General features: G+C 61.7%; 12 protein-coding genes. 4 read left to right on the top strand and 8 right to left on the bottom strand.

All coding sequences use genetic code 11. The features are described 5' to 3' along the window. Window positions 1–2 precede the first annotated feature (2 nt). Both cobS and C6W91_RS01440 read right to left on the bottom strand, forming a co-directional pair. Entirely contained in the window at window positions 3–983 is a 981-nt protein-coding gene (gene cobS, locus C6W91_RS01445; RefSeq protein ID WP_065273067.1) for a cobaltochelatase subunit CobS, read from the bottom strand. 274 nt (window positions 984–1,257) lie between these two features. Further along, entirely contained in the window at window positions 1,258–1,881 is a 624-nt protein-coding gene (locus C6W91_RS01440) for a J domain-containing protein (RefSeq protein ID WP_274868133.1), read from the bottom strand. A 106-nt stretch (window positions 1,882–1,987) separates the two neighbouring features. Between C6W91_RS01440 and C6W91_RS01435 the strand changes: the two genes are divergently transcribed. Further along, window positions 1,988–2,242, top strand: a complete 255-nt coding sequence (locus tag C6W91_RS01435; RefSeq protein WP_274828888.1) for a BolA family transcriptional regulator — start codon at window positions 1,988–1,990, stop codon at window positions 2,240–2,242. A 36-nt stretch (window positions 2,243–2,278) separates the two neighbouring features. Here C6W91_RS01435 and C6W91_RS01430 read toward each other — a convergent pair whose 3' ends face one another. Next, the gene (locus tag C6W91_RS01430) at window positions 2,279–2,782 is read right to left on the bottom strand and encodes a DUF4177 domain-containing protein (protein WP_274868130.1); all 504 of its coding nucleotides are present in this window, start codon (window positions 2,780–2,782) and stop codon (window positions 2,279–2,281) included. A 135-nt stretch (window positions 2,783–2,917) separates the two neighbouring features. Then, entirely contained in the window at window positions 2,918–4,156 is a 1,239-nt protein-coding gene (pepT, locus tag C6W91_RS01425) for a peptidase T (RefSeq protein WP_274868128.1), read from the bottom strand. 285 nt (window positions 4,157–4,441) lie between these two features. On the opposite strand from pepT, the gene C6W91_RS01420 reads away from it, so the two are divergent. Further along, window positions 4,442–4,894, top strand: a complete 453-nt coding sequence (locus C6W91_RS01420) for a hypothetical protein (RefSeq protein ID WP_274868127.1) — start codon at window positions 4,442–4,444, stop codon at window positions 4,892–4,894. 180 nt (window positions 4,895–5,074) lie between these two features. Here the strand turns inward: C6W91_RS01420 and gatB are convergent, their stop codons facing one another. After that, window positions 5,075–6,583, bottom strand: a complete 1,509-nt coding sequence (gene gatB / locus C6W91_RS01415; RefSeq protein ID WP_274868126.1) for an Asp-tRNA(Asn)/Glu-tRNA(Gln) amidotransferase subunit GatB — start codon at window positions 6,581–6,583, stop codon at window positions 5,075–5,077. Between the two features lie 365 nt (window positions 6,584–6,948). On the opposite strand from gatB, the gene C6W91_RS01410 reads away from it, so the two are divergent. Both C6W91_RS01410 and C6W91_RS01405 read left to right on the top strand, forming a co-directional pair. Next, entirely contained in the window at window positions 6,949–8,703 is a 1,755-nt protein-coding gene (locus C6W91_RS01410; RefSeq protein WP_274868125.1) for a calcium-binding protein, read from the top strand. Between the two features lie 127 nt (window positions 8,704–8,830). Further along, entirely contained in the window at window positions 8,831–11,197 is a 2,367-nt protein-coding gene (locus C6W91_RS01405) for a Tex family protein (RefSeq protein WP_274868124.1), read from the top strand. Window positions 11,198–11,287: 90 nt separating this feature from the next. Here C6W91_RS01405 and C6W91_RS01400 read toward each other — a convergent pair whose 3' ends face one another. From C6W91_RS01400 to pepN, 3 genes are all read right to left on the bottom strand, one after another. Continuing rightward, window positions 11,288–12,586: a hypothetical protein gene (locus C6W91_RS01400; protein ID WP_274868122.1), complete on the bottom strand. Its 1,299-nt coding sequence runs from the start codon at window positions 12,584–12,586 to the stop codon at window positions 11,288–11,290. 160 nt (window positions 12,587–12,746) lie between these two features. After that, entirely contained in the window at window positions 12,747–13,193 is a 447-nt protein-coding gene (locus C6W91_RS01395; protein ID WP_370570404.1) for a hypothetical protein, read from the bottom strand. A gap of 16 nt (window positions 13,194–13,209) precedes the next feature. After that, window positions 13,210–15,774 carry an aminopeptidase N gene (gene pepN, locus C6W91_RS01390; protein WP_274868119.1) on the bottom strand — a complete coding sequence of 855 codons (2,565 nt, stop codon included), beginning with the start codon at window positions 15,772–15,774 and terminating at the stop codon, window positions 13,210–13,212. Window positions 15,775–15,946 lie beyond the last annotated feature (172 nt).

Here is a 15,946-nt window from a genome sequence, read left to right as displayed (position 1 = left end):
GTTCAGGCGACGTTTGCCGCGCTTTCGGGCAGTTCCTCGTCAAAGCAACGCTGATAGAACTCGGCCACGGTCTGACGTTCCAGCTCGTCGCATTTGTTCAGGAACGACAGCCGGAAGGCATAGCCCACGTCGCGGAAAATCTCGGCGTTCTGCGACCAGTTGATCACGGTCCGCGGCGACATCACGGTGGACAGGTCGCCGTTCATGAAGGCGGTCCGGGTCAGATCCGCAACGGTGACCATCTGGCTGACGATCTTGCGGCCCTTCTCGGTGTTGTAATGCGGTGCCTTGGACAGGACGATGGCGGTTTCGGCATCGTGGCTGAGGTAGTTCAGCGTGGAGACCAGCGACCAGCGGTCCATCTGGGCCTGGTTGATCTGCTGGGTACCGTGGTAAAGGCCCGTGGTATCGCCCAGACCGACGGTGTTCGCGGTGGCAAACAGGCGGAAGAAGGGGTTCGGGGTGATGATCTCGTTCTGATCGAGCAGGGTCAGCTTGCCGTCATGCTCCAGAACCCGCTGGATCACGAACATCACGTCGGCACGGCCCGCATCGTATTCGTCGAATACGATGGCAACCGGATTGCGCAGCGCCCAAGGCAAGATGCCTTCGTGGAATTCGGTGACCTGCTTGCCGTCGCGCAGTTTGATCGCATCCTTACCGATCAGGTCGATCCGGGAGATGTGGCTGTCGAGGTTGACGCGCACCGAGGGCCAGTTGAGGCGGGAAGCGACCTGTTCGATGTGGGTCGATTTACCCGTGCCGTGATAGCCCTGGATCATCACGCGGCGGTTGTGGCTAAAGCCCGCAAGGATGGCCAGCGTGGTGTCGGGGTCGAACTTGTAGGTCGGATCCAGCGCCGGCACCCGGTCAGAGCCTTCGGCAAAGCCCTTGACGGTCATGTCGGTGTCAATCCCGAACACATCACGGACCGAAATGGTCTCGGTCGGTTTCGCATTCATATCCAGCATGCCGTCGCTCATAGCAGTCGATCCTTATCTCTGTGCCCCGGCGGTCTGGGGGCGTAATTCGGGGGATTGGTGCCCGATCTGACGGAGAAGGGCAAGCGAAAGGTATGTGAGCGGTACAATTGCGCGACGTCTCACCGCGGTGGATGCATGTTTGGCGGGCTGTGGCAGAGGCTATGAGCGTATACGGGGAGCGCTGAAACGGGCTTAGAGCGAAGAATGTACGACGGCCAGATCCTGCACGAAAAAGGGCCCCGGTGGGGCCCTGATCTCAAAATGCGCAGATCGGTTATTTGAAGCTGCGGCTCTCTTTCAGCTGGTCCCAGGCCCAGACAACCTCTTGCAGCTGTTCTTCCTGACTGCGGTCGCCGCCGTTCATATCCGGGTGCAGAACCTTGATCAGTTTCTTGTAGGCCTTGCGGATCTCGGCCTTGGACCAGTCGTCACGGGCTTCCAGGATTTCCAGTGCGCGGCGCTCGGTGGCGGGCAGGCGGCGGCCGGATTTCGCGTTCTTGCCGGGGTTGCGGGTGGCATTGGCCCCCAGCACCTGATGCGGGTCCTCAATGCCCAGGCGCGCCCAGGCGCGGGCCTCGGGGTCGCCCATCGGGCGGGTCTGACGTTCCCAGACCTTGTCTTTGGAGGCCTGTGCGTTCAATTCAGCCTCGGTCGTGCCCTGGAAGAAGTTCCATTTCTGATTGTATTCCCGGATATGTTCCTGACAGAACCAGACGTATTCATCCAGCACATCGGGGGCTTTGGGGGCGCGGAACTTGCCGGCTTCCTCGCAGCCTTCCTTGGCGCAGGTTCGCACCGATGTTTCTGAGGCTCCGGATACGGCACGTCGCCCGCGTGGGTTTTTCTTTTTCGCGGAGCGGACGGACATATCGAAACCAAAGGGATCTGATTTGCTCATGGGGCGCACCTTCTAGACGGATCTGCTCGACTCGGAGCAAGCAGTTTAGTCTAAGGGGCAGAAGATAGAAGGGGGGAGGGGAAATTTTTATGAGAGTGAGCGGAAAATGAGCGTGAAGAGCGAAATGGAAATGCGCCTGCAAGAGGCGTTCCAACCCAGCCATCTGGAGGTCGTGGACGACAGCGACAGCCATATCGGACATGCCGGTCATGACGGCGCAGGCGAGAGTCACTTTAATGTGAAAATCCGCGCTGCGGCCTTCGCCGGGATGAACCGGGTTCAACAGCACCGCGCGGTGCACAAGGCATTGGGCGATATCGTGCCGCGTATTCACGCGCTGGCGCTGGATATCGGTAGTTAAGCACGGCTTATTGCGCCCCAGGCGGGCGCGGTATCCTCAGCGGGTTCCGGAGTCGTCTTCGGAATCGCCTGCCGGTTTTTCAGGCAGATCGCGCGTCGCTGACAGGCTGGCCCGGGTTTTGAGCGCGGTCGTCACGCCCGAAACCGGACTGAGTTCTTCGACACCATCGTCGCCCTGCATCTGCGCCGCGCCGGGACCAGGAACCGGGGTTGCGCCTGTGGGGGCTTCGGGATCGCCAGCGGTGGCCGTCAGCGGCGGGGCGGCCGCGCCTGTGTCCTCCGCCGGGGCCTGCTGCACGGGGGCAGGGGCCAGCGCACGGCGGAAGATCAGCACATTGCGCCAGTTGGTTGTCGATCCGGTCAGCCCGGAACGTTCGTCCGAGGGCAGCAATTCTGCGCGCTGGTATTCCCAGCCTTCGGCGGCCATCTGGTTGAGCGTGATCTCGACCGAGTTGGCAAAGCGATCCTCGGGGGTTTTCACGCCCTTGGCCTTGGTGCCCTTATGCGGGGCGGGAACCACTTTGTATTCATAAGGCTGCATGCCGGTCTCCTGACGACTGGACCGCAGGTTTAACGCATGCTGGCGAGGGGTCAAGCTGCGCCCCCGGGCCGGGGCGCAGGTCGTGACATTCTCTCTACATCTGCGACGGCGACAGGGCGCCGCGCGGAGGGGCGGTTACGTCTTGGCGGCCAGCTGCGCCAGGGTCAGGCAGACGTTGGTCGCTGCTGCCATATCCTGTACCGAAACCCATTCCAGCGGGCCGTGCACGCATTGCATGCCGCAGAAGATATTCGGCGTCGGCACGCCAAGCTCGGTCAGGCGCGAGCCATCGGTGCCGCCGCGGATCGGGATCGAGATCGGCTCGATCCCATTCGCCTTGCAGGCCTCTAGCGCCAGATCCACCGGGGTCATGTCTTCCTCCAGCCAGTAACGCATGTTGCGATACTGCGGGTAGATCTCGCAGGTGATCTCCGCGCGCGGCTCGCTTGCCTGCACGGCGTCGCAGACCTTGCGCAATAGATCGCCCTTGGCGGCCAGCCCGTCCCGCTCGAAATCGCGCAGGATCAGCTTGATCTCCATCTCGGAGGAACCACCGTTCATGTCGGTCACATGCAGGAAACCCTCGCGCTCATCGGTCGTTTCCGGCGTCATCGTGGCCTGGGGCAGGGTCTGGATGATCTTGGAGGCCAGATGCGCTGCGTTGACCATCTTCTCCTTGGCCCAGCCGGGGTGGATCGACACGCCCTTGATCGCCACCACGGCGCGGTCAGCCGAGAAGCTTTCATAAATGATCTCACCCACATCGCTGCCATCCAGCGTATAGGCGAAATCGACGCCAAGTTCCTTGGGCAGTTGCGGATCGACGCCGCGGCCGATCTCTTCGTCCGGGGTAAAGGCGATGCGGATGGGGCCATGGGGGATGTCTGGATTGTCGATCAGGTGCTGCGCCAGCGTCATCACCACGGCAACGCCCGCCTTGTCATCGGCGCCGAGCAGGGTGGTGCCCGAGGCGGTGATCAGGTCATGCCCTTCCTTGCCCGCCAGATAGGGGTGGTCCTTGGGCGAGAGCACCAGATCGGGATTGTCGGGATATGTGATGTCGCCGCCATTATAACCCTTGATCACGCGTGGCTTGACCCCTGTGGCGTTGAACTGCGGCGCGGTGTCCACATGGGCGAGGAACCCCACGGTCGGCCCCTCTGCCGTGCCGGGCACGGTGGCGAGTACCGTGCCGTATTCGGTCAGCTCCACATCCTGCGCGCCGATCTCTTTCAACTCCTCGACCATCAGGTTCAGCATATCGAATTGGATCGCGGTGCTGGGGGAGGAGGGCGAGGTCTCATCGCTTTGACTGTCGATGGCGGCATAGCGCACCAAGCGGTCCTGAAGGGCCTGATCGAATTGGGTTTTCATGGGGTGCTCCGTAGAGAGGTGTTCGTTGGGCGGCAGGCTGGGCCAGAGCGCGGCGAGGGTCAAGGGTAGGCTTGCAACCGCAGGGGGCTGCGGGCAGGGTGGAGGTATTGCAGGGCAGGGATTGGCAAGGGGCAGCGCATTTGGACGTCAGCGAGATTGTAGACCGGCAGAGTTTTAGGGATTGGCTGGAGGAACCGCCGGAGGGACGATGTCGCTGCCTTGTGGTGGCTTTGGCAACGAGAGCGGCTCTCAGAATGCTTCCAAAATGGGTCGGAACTACTCGCGATGATTAACTTGATAAAACAGACTGTAATTCCCTTGAGTTTGATAGCGTCTGGAGCATCGGCTCAAACAAACCCACCTCAAAATATCTTCTTTGGCTTTGACTTCTTCTTGAAGCCGATCGCGATCAAGTGGGCGTGCGGAGGGCAGCGAGATCACGACTTAGCGGCTATCGAAGCGCTCATTGCAGCCTTTCCCAAGGACGCGGAGCGTGCTGGCGTGCAGGCTCACATTGATGCAATGACTGAGGTGTCAGAGGGGAAGGCGGGCTTGTCTGAAGTTCTAGGAGCCGAACTCGCCAGTGATCAAGCAGAACGTCTGTGTAGCTCGGCGAAAACCCTCAGCATCGCCTGGGCAACGCCAGAGCAAATTGCCAATGATGATGAAGAAGGCATTCCTCCTGAACAGCGAGCCGCATGGCAAGAGTTTTGGAGAGTCGTTGAAGGCCTTCAATGATCGAAGGGGGGGCGTAATTCGACAGGGGCATGCGCGAAAATAACTTTCGCTGATAAGCAGCCGATTGTGAGGGTAGGGTCGAACTTGTATCCGACCTAGGTGGGGCGCTGCCCTTGTGGGGTAAACGCGACGAAAAAAGGCGCCCCCAGTTGGAGCGCCTTTTGATAGGGTTTGATTGGCTCAGCCCAGTTTCTTGGCGACCAGCTCGTTCACCGCCTTCGGATTGGCCTTGCCGCCGGTGGCCTTCATCACCTGACCGACGAACCAGCCCGCCAGTTTCGGGTTCACCTTGGCCTTTTCCACCTGCGCGGGGTTGGCGGCGATGATCTCGTCCAGTGCGGTTTCAATCGCGCCGGTGTCGGTCACCTGCTTCATGCCGCGCTCTTCGACGATCTGTTCCGGATCACCACCTTCGGTATAGACGATCTCGAACAGGTCCTTGGCGATCTTGCCCGAAATGGCATCCGAGGAAATCAGATCGATGATCCCGCCCAGCTGCGCCGGGGTGACCGGGCTGTCGGTGATGTCGTGGTCTTCTTTCTTCAGGCGGCCGAACAGCTCGTTGATCACCCAGTTGGCGGCCAGCTTGCCGTTGCGGCCCTTGGCGACCTCGTCGAAATAGGCAGCCGATTCCACGTCTGCGGTCAGAACCGAGGCGTCATAGTCGGTGAGGCCGAAATCCGCGATGAAGCGGGCCTTTTTCTCATCCGGCAGCTCGGGCAGGTTGGCGGCAATGTCATCCACCCAGTCCTGTTCGATCTCCAGCGGCAGCAGGTCGGGATCGGGGAAATAGCGGTAATCATGCGCCTCTTCCTTGGAGCGCATCGAGCGGGTCTCACCCTTGTCCGGGTCGTAAAGACGGGTTTCCTGCTCGACCTCTCCGCCAGCTTCGACGATGGCGATCTGGCGGCGGGCCTCGACCTCGATTGCTTGCTGGATGAAGCGCATGGAGTTCATGTTCTTGATCTCGCAGCGGGTGCCGAGATGCGAGAAATCCTGGGTTTCCTGGTATTTCTCATAGGCGCCCGGCAGGCAGATCGACACGTTGACGTCGGCGCGCAGGTTGCCGTTCTGCATGTTGCCGTCACAGGTGCCCAGGTAACGCATGATCTGGCGCAGCTTGGCGATATAGGCGGCGGCCTCTTCGGGGCCACGGATGTCGGGGCGCGAGACGATCTCCATCAGGCAGACGCCGGTGCGGTTGAGGTCGACAAAGGACATGTTGGGGTCCATGTCGTGGATCGATTTGCCCGCGTCCTGCTCCATGTGGATACGCTCGACCCGCACATTGCGCGCGGTGCCGTCGCCCAGTTCAACCAGCACTTCGCCTTCGCCGACGATGGGGTGGTAGAGCTGCGAAATCTGATAGCCCTGCGGCAGGTCGGGGTAGAAGTAGTTCTTGCGGTCGAATGCGGACCAGAGGTTGATATCGGCCTTGAGGCCCAGCCCGGTGCGCACCGCCTGTTCGACGCAATATTCGTTGATCACCGGCAGCATGCCGGGCATCGCCGCATCCACGAAAGAGACGTTCGAGTTCGGCTCGGCCCCGAATTGGGTCGAGGCGCCGGAGAACAGCTTGGCATTGGAGCTGACCTGGGCATGCACCTCCATGCCGATGACCAGTTCCCAGTCATGCTTGGCGCCCGAGATCACCTTGGGCTTGGGGAGTTCATATGTCAGGTCGAGCATGAGTGCCGGCTCCTAATATCTGGTTTGCCCAGCGTTCTAGGGCTGCCGGGCGCGAGGAGCAAGAGGCAATGGCGGCAGCGCCCCTGTGGCCTGCAGTTTAGTTCAAAGTGTCTCTTTTAAATGTCCGGCCCGGATGGACGCGGATCGTGCCCATCGCTTCGGGCCGTGGCTTTCCCGCCGGGATAACAAAATCAGGGCTATTCGACGCCGGGAAGGAGCCTCTGCCCAGATGACCACCTCGCCCTAAGCGAAAAATTGGAAACATCAAAGACTCGATAAGGTTGTTTTGACGAGTGCAAATGCATCCTGTGCGAGTTTTTGCTGACGCATGGCAAATACCATATTCAACAGAGGACACCGGCGATATGGCGAATATTAAAACTGGAACAGACGCAGACGATATCCTTTTCGGAACCGCTTACGATGATGTGATCGATGGCGGTCTTGGCAACGACACCCTCTACGCGGGAAGTGGCTCTGACAGGCTGACTGGCGGTGCTGGTGCTAACCATTTTGCCTTCCGCTCCGGCGATGGGATGGACACCATCACCGATTTTGTCGACGGACAGGATACGCTGGAAATTCGCGGTGCGGCCTGGTCTGACGTCACGATTGCCTCGGTCGAGGGCGGTACCCTTGTGACCTATGGCGAAGGTGACAGTGTCTTCCTGCAAAACGTCGATGCCGCCAATATCGACCAATCGGACTTTACCCTGGTGGATCCCGATAGCGCTGATGTGATCGAATACAACACGCTTTACGGGCCTCTGAACACCGTCGTGATCGGCAGTGCCGGGATCGACACGCTGAGGTTCGCTGGCCCCTACAGTGCCTCCATCGGTGCGAATGCGCAGCTGATCGACATCGAGCAGATCCAGCTGGGCGATGCAGAGACCCCAGGCCATTTGCGGCTTGAGTCCGGAGGCTCCTACAATTTCAGCGCAATTACATTCCTCGACAGCACCGGCGATATCTTTGTCGATGGCACGTTGGCGACCAAGGTCACCGGCAGTGCCCAGGACGATAGTATCATCAGCAGCTACGGTGACGACACATTGGATGGCGGCCTTGGCGATGACTACATCTGGGGTGATGCTGGCGATGATCGCATCTTTGGACGCGATGGCGATGATCACCTGGTTGGCAGCTCTGGCGACGACCTTCTCTCCGGCAGCAATGGTAGCGACACTCTGGATGGTGGTGAGGGCCGCGATTCCCTGTACGGCGGCGGCGGCGATGATCTCATCCTGCACGAGACGGCGGACGGGCGCCTGGATGGCGTCGTGAGCGGTGGCTCCGGGATCGACACGCTGAAATTCACCGGCAGCGACAACAACCGCATCAGCGCGGATGCAGAGCTGCGCGGTATCGAGCAGATCCAGCTGGGGGTTGCCGGGCAAGACGAAGGCCTGCACCTGGAGGCCGGCGGCAGCTATGACTTCAGCGGGATGACCTTCCTCTACAGCAACCGCTTCATCACCATCGACGGTATCGAGGCGAGCAGCCTTATCGGCAGCGCCCAGGATGACATCATCTCCAGCAACTATGGCGCTGACACGCTGGATGGCGGACTTGGCAATGACTACATCTGGGCCGATGGCGGCGACGATGTTGTTTATGGCGGATCGGGGAGTGACGAGCTGCTGGGCAACTTTGGCGAGGATGCGCTGTTTGGTGGCGCGGGTCATGACAGCCTTGACGGGGGTGTTGGACACGACACGCTGGATGGCGGGGCAGGCGATGACAATCTGCTTGGCGGGGATGGTAACGACGTTCTCACGGGTGGTGATGGCTTTGACTACCTGATTGGCGGTGACGGCGACGATGTGATCAGCGGCGGTGCCGACTTTGACTATTTGGCTGGCGGTAATGGCAATGACATCCTGAGCGGCGGCGTCGGTTTCGATGTCTTCGCCTTTGAGCAAGGCGGCAACGCTGACCTCATCACCGATTTCGAAGTGGGTGTCGACTTGCTGGAAATGCAGGTTGTGACCCAGGGGGACGTCACCATCACCTCGGTGGTCGATGGCACGCTGGTTGGCTATGGCGCGGGCGATACGGTGCTGCTTGAAAATGTCAGTGCCTCTGAGCTCAGCTGGGATGACTTCATCTACTTCTGAGCGCCCTGACGGCTGAAAAATGGCGGATGCGCGCAGGTGCATTCGTCACCCCCTTGGCGGCTCCTGTCGCCAAGGCTAAGAAGGGTCTCCCCGCGCCATGACCGCGCCAAGGAAGAGGACCCCGCCCGTGGATACATCGCCCGAGATCAGCGCCCGCATCGCCCAGACCATCGCAACCGAAATCGGCGCTGCCGCCAAACAGGTCAGCGCCGCCGTGCAGTTGTTGGATGAGGGTGCGACGGTGCCCTTTGTCGCCCGCTACCGCAAAGAGGTGACTGGTGGGCTGGACGATACCCAGCTGCGGACCCTGGACGAGCGCCTATCCTACCTGCGGGAGCTGGAATCGCGCCGGGGAACCATTCTCGAATCGATCCGCAGTCAGGACAAGTTGACCGACGATCTGGCAGCCAAGATTGCCAAGGCCGAGACCAAGGCGCAGCTTGAAGATATCTATCTGCCCTACAAACCCAAGCGTCGTACCAAGGCGATGATCGCGCGGGAAAACGGGCTGGAACCATTGGCGGAGGCGATCCTTGCCGACCGCAACGCTGAGCCCGAGGCGTTGGCCGAAGGCTATATCACCGAGGCGGTGGCGACGGTGAAGGATGCCCTGAACGGTGCGCGCGATATCCTGACCGAGCGCCTGACCGAGAACGCCGACCTTCTGGGGCGTCTGCGGGAGTTCCTGCAACGCGACGCCCTGCTGACCGCACGGGTGGTCGAAGGCAAGGAGCAGGAAGGCGCCAAATTCTCTGATTACTTCGATCATCGCGAACGCTGGGCCGATGTGCCCTCGCACCGGGCGCTGGCGATGCTGCGCGGCTCGAACGAAGGCGTGCTGACGCTGGATATCGGCCCCGACCCGGAAGAGGGCGTGGCAAGGGCCGAGGCCATGGTGGCCGCGGTTCTGGGGGCTGGCGGCGATGGGCCCGGCGACAAATGGCTGCGCAAGGTCGCAGGCTGGACCTGGAGGGTGAAACTGTCGCTGTCGATGATGCTGGAACTGATGGGCGATCTGCGCGCCCGGGCGCAGGAGGATGCGATCCAGGTCTTTGCCCGCAACCTCAAGGATCTCCTCTTCGCAGCGCCAGCCGGTGCGCGGCCGACCCTCGGGCTGGACCCGGGCATTCGCACCGGCGTCAAGGCGGCAGTGGTTGATGCGACCGGGAAGTTGGTGGCCACAGAGACGCTGTATCCGTTTCAGCCCAAGAACGATTTGCGCGGGGCGCAGGTATCCATCCTGAAGCTGATCGCGGAGCACGGCGTCGAGCTGATCGCCATCGGCAATGGTACCGCCTCTCGCGAGACCGAGCGGATGGTGGCCGAGGTGCTGAAGAACCTGCCGGCCAAGATCAAGGCGCCGACCAAGGTGGTGGTCTCCGAAGCGGGCGCCTCGGTCTATTCCGCCTCCGAACTGGCGGCGCGGGAATTTCCCGATCTCGATGTTTCCTTGCGCGGCGCGGTTTCCATTGCCCGCCGTCTGCAGGACCCGTTGGCCGAATTGGTGAAGATCGAGCCCAAGAGCATCGGCGTTGGCCAGTACCAGCACGATGTCGATCAGCACAAACTGTCGAAATCTCTGGAGGCGGTGATCGAGGATGTGGTGAACGCCGTCGGCGTTGACCTCAACATGGCTTCGGCGCCGCTTCTGGCGCATGTCTCGGGGCTTGGCCCCGGGCTGGCCGAGGCGATCGTGGCGCATCGGGATGCCGCCGGGGCGTTCCAGTCCCGAAAGGAGCTGCTGAAGGTTGCGCGGCTTGGCCCCAAGGCTTTTGAACAATGCGCGGGCTTCCTGCGTATCCGGGACGGCAAGGAGCCGCTGGATGCATCCTCTGTGCACCCCGAGGCTTACGGCGTTGCGCGCAAGATTGTGACGGCCTGCGGGCGGGATATCCGTCAGATCATGGGGGACAATACCGCCCTGCGCGGCATCCGCGCCGAAGACTTCGTCGATGAGAGCTTTGGCCTGCCTACGGTGCGCGACATCCTGAGCGAGTTGGAAAAACCCGGCCGCGATCCGCGCCCCAGCTTTGTCACTGCTTCCTTTACCGACGGGGTTGAGGAGATCACCGATCTGAAACCCGGCATGGTGCTGGAAGGTACGGTGACCAATGTCGCGGCCTTTGGCGCCTTCGTGGACATTGGCGTGCATCAGGACGGCCTGGTGCATGTCAGCCAACTGGCCGACCGGTTCGTGAAGGACCCGCACGAGGTGGTGAAAGCCGGGCAGGTGGTGAAGGTCACCGTGACCGAGGTGGACGTGCCGCGCAAACGGATCGCCCTGACGATGAAAAAGGACGGCGGCGCGTCGGCCCGGGAAAACCGCAAGGAACGCGGCGCTGGTCCGGGGCAGGGGTCGGGCAACCGTCGCGGTGGCAAACCGCCTGCGCGGGGGAAGATGACGGCTGGCCCCAAGGGGAAACCGGCGCAGGATAAAGGTGGCGCTACCGGCGCGCTGGGCGCAGCACTGATGGATGCCTTCAAGAAAACCTGAACGCCGGATGAAGCCGCAACGCAAAAGGCCGGGCATGTCCCGGCCTTTTCTGTGTCTGTTGACAGTGCTGCGTTGCCCGAGGGCGCGCGCCTAGCCGGTGGTCACATGCAGCCCGTCCGGTGTGATGGCGATCTTCTGGCCATGGGCGATCTCATCTCGGAAAATCTGCGCGATAAAGCTCATAGCCTGTGCCTGCCCGCGGGCCGAGAAGCGGCGCAGCGAGGTAACTCGGGCGCTGTTGTCAAACCCGTTCGCCGCATGGGCCCAGATCAGGGGATGTACTTCGCGCAGGTGGTCGCGGATCAGCCAGATGGCGGCGCTTGCGATTTCCTGCCGGGGCGTCTGCGGCGTCGTGCCATCCATCTGCGCGCCGCCCAGTGCCACCGCGCAATAGGCGCTGAGAAGGTTCGCCATATCCTGCGAGGGATGGGCGGCCAGGATGTCCTTCAACCCGTCGATGAAAAACTGCGGATCGACCAGGGCCCCGGCTGCCGAGTCGGTGGCAAGGGCGTCGAAATAGACCCAAGTGTAGCCACCGGAGCCCCAGATATCCTGCGTGCGCGAAGCGGTGCGGCGGGCCTCCAGCTCCAGCGCCGGATAGGAACCGGAGCAGCGTGGCAGCATCTGAAGCCCAAGGGCGCGCATGGGGCGGTGGTTCTGCGGTGCCAGATCGATCAGCCGGGCATAGGCATCGGCCACATGCAGCGTTTCGGCGCGGCGGGCGGCAAAGAGCGCGCAGTCCGCCGCTGCAAGGAAGGCGCTGCCGGGCAGACCGGGCGCGATGCCCGATAGCAGCGTGGCAGCGCGTTCAAAATGGGCGGCGCAGCGCCGCAGGTGTACCTTGGAGACGGTTTCCTCAAGTCCCGGACCTCGCCAGACCCAGCCGATATCGATATGGGCCAGCGCGATCAGCGCGGTCAGATAGGGATCTTTGCGGTGATCCTTGCGGATGGCCTCTAGTGCCATCACCCCGTCGATAAGCTGCCGTTGATCGCGGGGCTGCCCATCGTTCAGGGCATGTTCCACCGCGTTGACCACATCGGCGCGTGCGCCATAGGCCAGAAGCTCGGCCTCGGGCATGCCGCCGGGAGTGGTGAACCGTGCCTGATCGGCCTCTGCGAGCCTGTCTGACAGCTCCTGCCAGCGCTCTTGCCGGGCAAGGAACTGCCCCTCCTTCTGCAAGGCACAGCAGGCGGTATCCTCGTCGCTCTCGGTACAGATCGAGATCGACAGGCTATCCTCCGGACGCGCATAGTGAGCCGCTGGCTCAGCGCGCACTGAGGCCGGTGCCGCAACGGCGGTCGTGGCGTCGCGTCGTTTCAGCCGGTCAGGCAGGGAAACGGGGAGGCGGGACAGGATATCCAAAAGTTGAAAGGGGGATCTTGGCATTCTCGTTTCCGGCGAATTGGTACTGCTTCGTCCCTCGCAAACTGATGGCGCATTGCGGCGCAAAAATGGCAGCTCTGGGGAACTGAAGGAGCCGATCCGGAAAAACGGGAGAGGTCCTTTCGAAAAGGTATAATGAACAGGGTAAACCTGTAAAATAATACTAAAAAAGTGAGAAATGATGCCGCTCATGGGCGATGCCGCGCTGATCCAGCGCGTGGGTCAGCTCGGCCACAGGCGGCACGACGGGCTGCGGCAGTCGCAGCTTGTTGCCCGTTGTCAGGATCAGAGTTGCGCGGATCGAAAGATCCAGCCGGGTATCAAGCCGCAGCCGCGCGATGCGTGACAGCGGCAGGTCCGTCTGCTCGCCGCCGGTGAACCAGACGATCTGCTCCGCCGTCACATCAAGGCCGGAGCCCGGGTTCTTTACCAGATCGAACAGGCCGGGAATGACCGGCAGGAACAACAACGCAATCAGCCATGGCGTTGCCTGCGCATAGAAATACAGCCCGGCCAGCGCCGCAAGCCAGGCTGTCAGCGCCAGAACCAGTGCGGGAGACCGCCCCTTCCGACGGAAGTGATAGTCTTCCACAGGGGCGGTTTCTGGCATGAGAGGAGTGTTCCCCTTAGGCATCCAGGATCCGGGTCACCATTTCGGTGGTGTCACGGCTCAGCCCCTCGGTGCCCGCGATCCGCTCCAGCTCCGTCCGGATCAGCGCCTGACGGTCTGCGTCGTAGCGTTTCCAGGTCTGGAAGGCGGCGCACATCCGGGCGGTGGTCTGCGGGTTCAGCTTATCAAGGGCGATCAGGTTCTCGGCCAGCAACCGATAGCCCGCGCCCGAGGCATGGTGGAACCCGGCGTGATGGCCTGCCAGTGCCCCCATCACCGCGCGGAACCGGTTGGGGTTCTTCAGGGTGAACAATTCATGCTGGGTGAGATCGCGCGCAACGGACGCAGCGGTTTCCGGCGCTGCAGAGGCGATCTGCAAGGCAAACCATTTGTCCATCACCAGCCGGTCGCCTTTCCATTGGTCAAAGAAGGCCTTCGATTGGGCATCACCTTTTTCAGCCTTCAGCAGGCAGGCCAGGGCGGCGTATTGCTGGGTCATGTTGTCAGCATCTGCAAACTGGCGCGCTGCCTGCTGACCGCCGTCAAGCCGGGTCAGAAGCGACAGGATGCGCCCGTTGAGATCACGCTTGCCGCTGCTTATCGCATCCGGGGAATAGGCGCCTGAAACGGTGGTGTCCGCATAAAGCCTGGGCAGGCTGTCGGCGAGTTGCTGTGCCAAGGTCTGAGCAAAGGTTTCCGCCGCATCAAAGATCTTTTGCGGATCCGGCACATGGCCGCGCTCAAACAGGGTCTGGGCGATGTCGGACTGGCTGGGCGGCGACAGTACCAGCGCGCGAAATGCCGGATCCTGACTGTCGTCGCGAAGCAGTTTCTGTAGCGCATCCAGGTAATCGGCATCCGGCGCGGCGCCTTCGAGCACCATGGAAACCCGCGCTTCGCGGGCAAGCGCATTGCCGGCCTCCCAGCGGTTGAAGGGATCGGTGTCATGGGCCAGCAAAAAGGCGCGCTCGGCGTTGGATGTCTCGCGCTCCAGGATCACCGGCGCCGAGAATTCGCGCAGGATCGAAGGAACCGGCTTTGCGGCCAACCCGTCGAAGGTAAAGCTTTGCTTTGTCTCGGTCATTTCCAACACCCGGGTGGCGCAGACTTCATCGCCGTTCGGACCGAGCAGGCCGACCGCAATGGGGATCACGCGGGGATCCTTGTCCGGCTGGCCGGGGGTGGGGGGCGTGCTTTGCTCAAACGTCAGCGTGTAGGTGCCATCGGCATAGTCTTCCGACACTTTCAGATGCGGCGTGCCTGCCTGGCTGTACCAGCGTTTGAATTGCGACAGATCGCGTCCGGTGGCGTCCTCAAAAACTTTCAGCCAGTCTTCGATAGTGCAGGCCTGCCCGTCGTGGCGGTCAAAATACAGCGTTACCGCCTTGGCGTAATCTTCATCGCCCACCAGACGTTTCAGCATGCCGATCACCTCGGCGCCTTTTTCATAGATGGTGGCGGTGTAGAAGTTGTTGATTTCCTGGAACTGTTCGGGGCGCACCGGGTGGGCGAGCGGACCGCCGTCCTCGGGGAACTGGCGGGCGCGCAGGTCGATCACGTCCGAAATCCGCTTGACCGGGGCCGAGCGCATATCGGCGGTGAACTGGGCGTCGCGGAAGACGGTCAGACCTTCTTTCAGGCAGAGCTGGAACCAGTCGCGGCAGGTGATGCGGTTGCCGGTCCAGTTGTGGAAATACTCATGCGCGATGATCGCCTCGATGCGTTCGAAATTGGCATCGGTCGAGGTCTCGGGCGAGGCCAGCACACAGGAGGAGTTGAAGATATTGAGGCCCTTGTTCTCCATCGCGCCCATGTTGAAGTCATCCACGGCCACGATGTTGAAGATATCTAGGTCATATTCGCGGCCATAGACATCCTCGTCCCATTTCATGGACTTCTTCAGCGCCTCCATGCCAAAGGCGCATTTGCCTTCATCCCCCGGGCGCACCCAGATGTTGAGTTCGACCTCCTTGCCGGACATGGTGGTGAAACTGTCGGGATGGTTGACCAGATCGCCCGCCACCAGAGCAAAGAGATAGGCAGGTTTGGGCCAGGGGTCGTGCCATTCGGCCCAGCCCGCACCGTTGGCGGTCGGGTTGCCGTTGGAAAGTTTTACCGGCTCATCCCCTTCGATGCGGACCTTGAAGGTGGACATCACATCCGGGCGGTCGGGGTAATAGGTGATCTTGCGAAATCCCTCGGCCTCGCATTGGGTGCAATACATGCCGTTCGACATATAAAGCCCTTCGAGTGCGGTGTTGCCCTGAGGATCGATCTCGACCTCGGCCTCCCAGACAAAGGGCTGGTCTGGCACATCGCAGGTCAGACCTCCCTCGGTAAGCGTCGGGGTCACGGGGGCGCCGTCCACCGCTGCGCTGATCAGGCTCAGCTGTTCGCCGTGCAGGAAGAATTCGGGGTTTGCCGCGCCGGGCTTCGGGGCAAAGTGGATGCGGCTCAGAACCCGTGTCGCCCCGGGCGCCAGCCGGAAGGTCAGCTCGACGCTCTGCACCTCGAACCCGAAGGGCGTGTAGTCCTTCAGATAGAATGTCTCGGGCGCGGTTTCGGGTGCGGCATCTTTCATGGCGGGCTCCTGTGGATCTGTGGCGCGGCGCGTTTCCTGCCTGGATTGTTTTGAACCGGCAGGCAGGGGCGCGCGTATCTTGAGCATAGTGGTATGCAATGCAGCCCGGAGCAGCAAGCGCAGAGCGCGCAAATCGCGCCCGGCCCTTGGCGCGGGGCAGCAGACAAGGAGG

Origin of the sequence: Phaeobacter sp. SYSU ZJ3003, assembly GCF_041300735.1 — a bacterium.
Classification (GTDB): Bacteria; Pseudomonadota; Alphaproteobacteria; order Rhodobacterales; family Rhodobacteraceae; genus Phycobacter; species Phycobacter gallaeciensis_A.
Note: the sequence above shows the minus strand (reverse complement) of the source record. Positions and strands in the feature narration are given on the sequence as shown.

Coding starts and splice junctions, on each gene's coding strand:
- gatB (WP_274868126.1), bottom strand. CDS start 6,583: ATGCTCGACCTGACATATGAACTCCCCAAGCCCAAGGTGATCTCGGGC.
- C6W91_RS01440 (WP_274868133.1), bottom strand. CDS start 1,881: ATGAGCAAATCAGATCCCTTTGGTTTCGATATGTCCGTCCGCTCCGCG.
- C6W91_RS01420 (WP_274868127.1), top strand. CDS start 4,442: ATGATTAACTTGATAAAACAGACTGTAATTCCCTTGAGTTTGATAGCG.
- C6W91_RS01435 (WP_274828888.1), top strand. CDS start 1,988: ATGAGCGTGAAGAGCGAAATGGAAATGCGCCTGCAAGAGGCGTTCCAA.
- C6W91_RS01410 (WP_274868125.1), top strand. CDS start 6,949: ATGGCGAATATTAAAACTGGAACAGACGCAGACGATATCCTTTTCGGA.
- pepT (WP_274868128.1), bottom strand. CDS start 4,156: ATGAAAACCCAATTCGATCAGGCCCTTCAGGACCGCTTGGTGCGCTAT.
- cobS (WP_065273067.1), bottom strand. CDS start 983: ATGAGCGACGGCATGCTGGATATGAATGCGAAACCGACCGAGACCATT.
- C6W91_RS01400 (WP_274868122.1), bottom strand. CDS start 12,586: ATGCCAAGATCCCCCTTTCAACTTTTGGATATCCTGTCCCGCCTCCCC.
- C6W91_RS01395 (WP_370570404.1), bottom strand. CDS start 13,193: ATGCCAGAAACCGCCCCTGTGGAAGACTATCACTTCCGTCGGAAGGGG.
- C6W91_RS01430 (WP_274868130.1), bottom strand. CDS start 2,782: ATGCAGCCTTATGAATACAAAGTGGTTCCCGCCCCGCATAAGGGCACC.
- pepN (WP_274868119.1), bottom strand. CDS start 15,774: ATGAAAGATGCCGCACCCGAAACCGCGCCCGAGACATTCTATCTGAAG.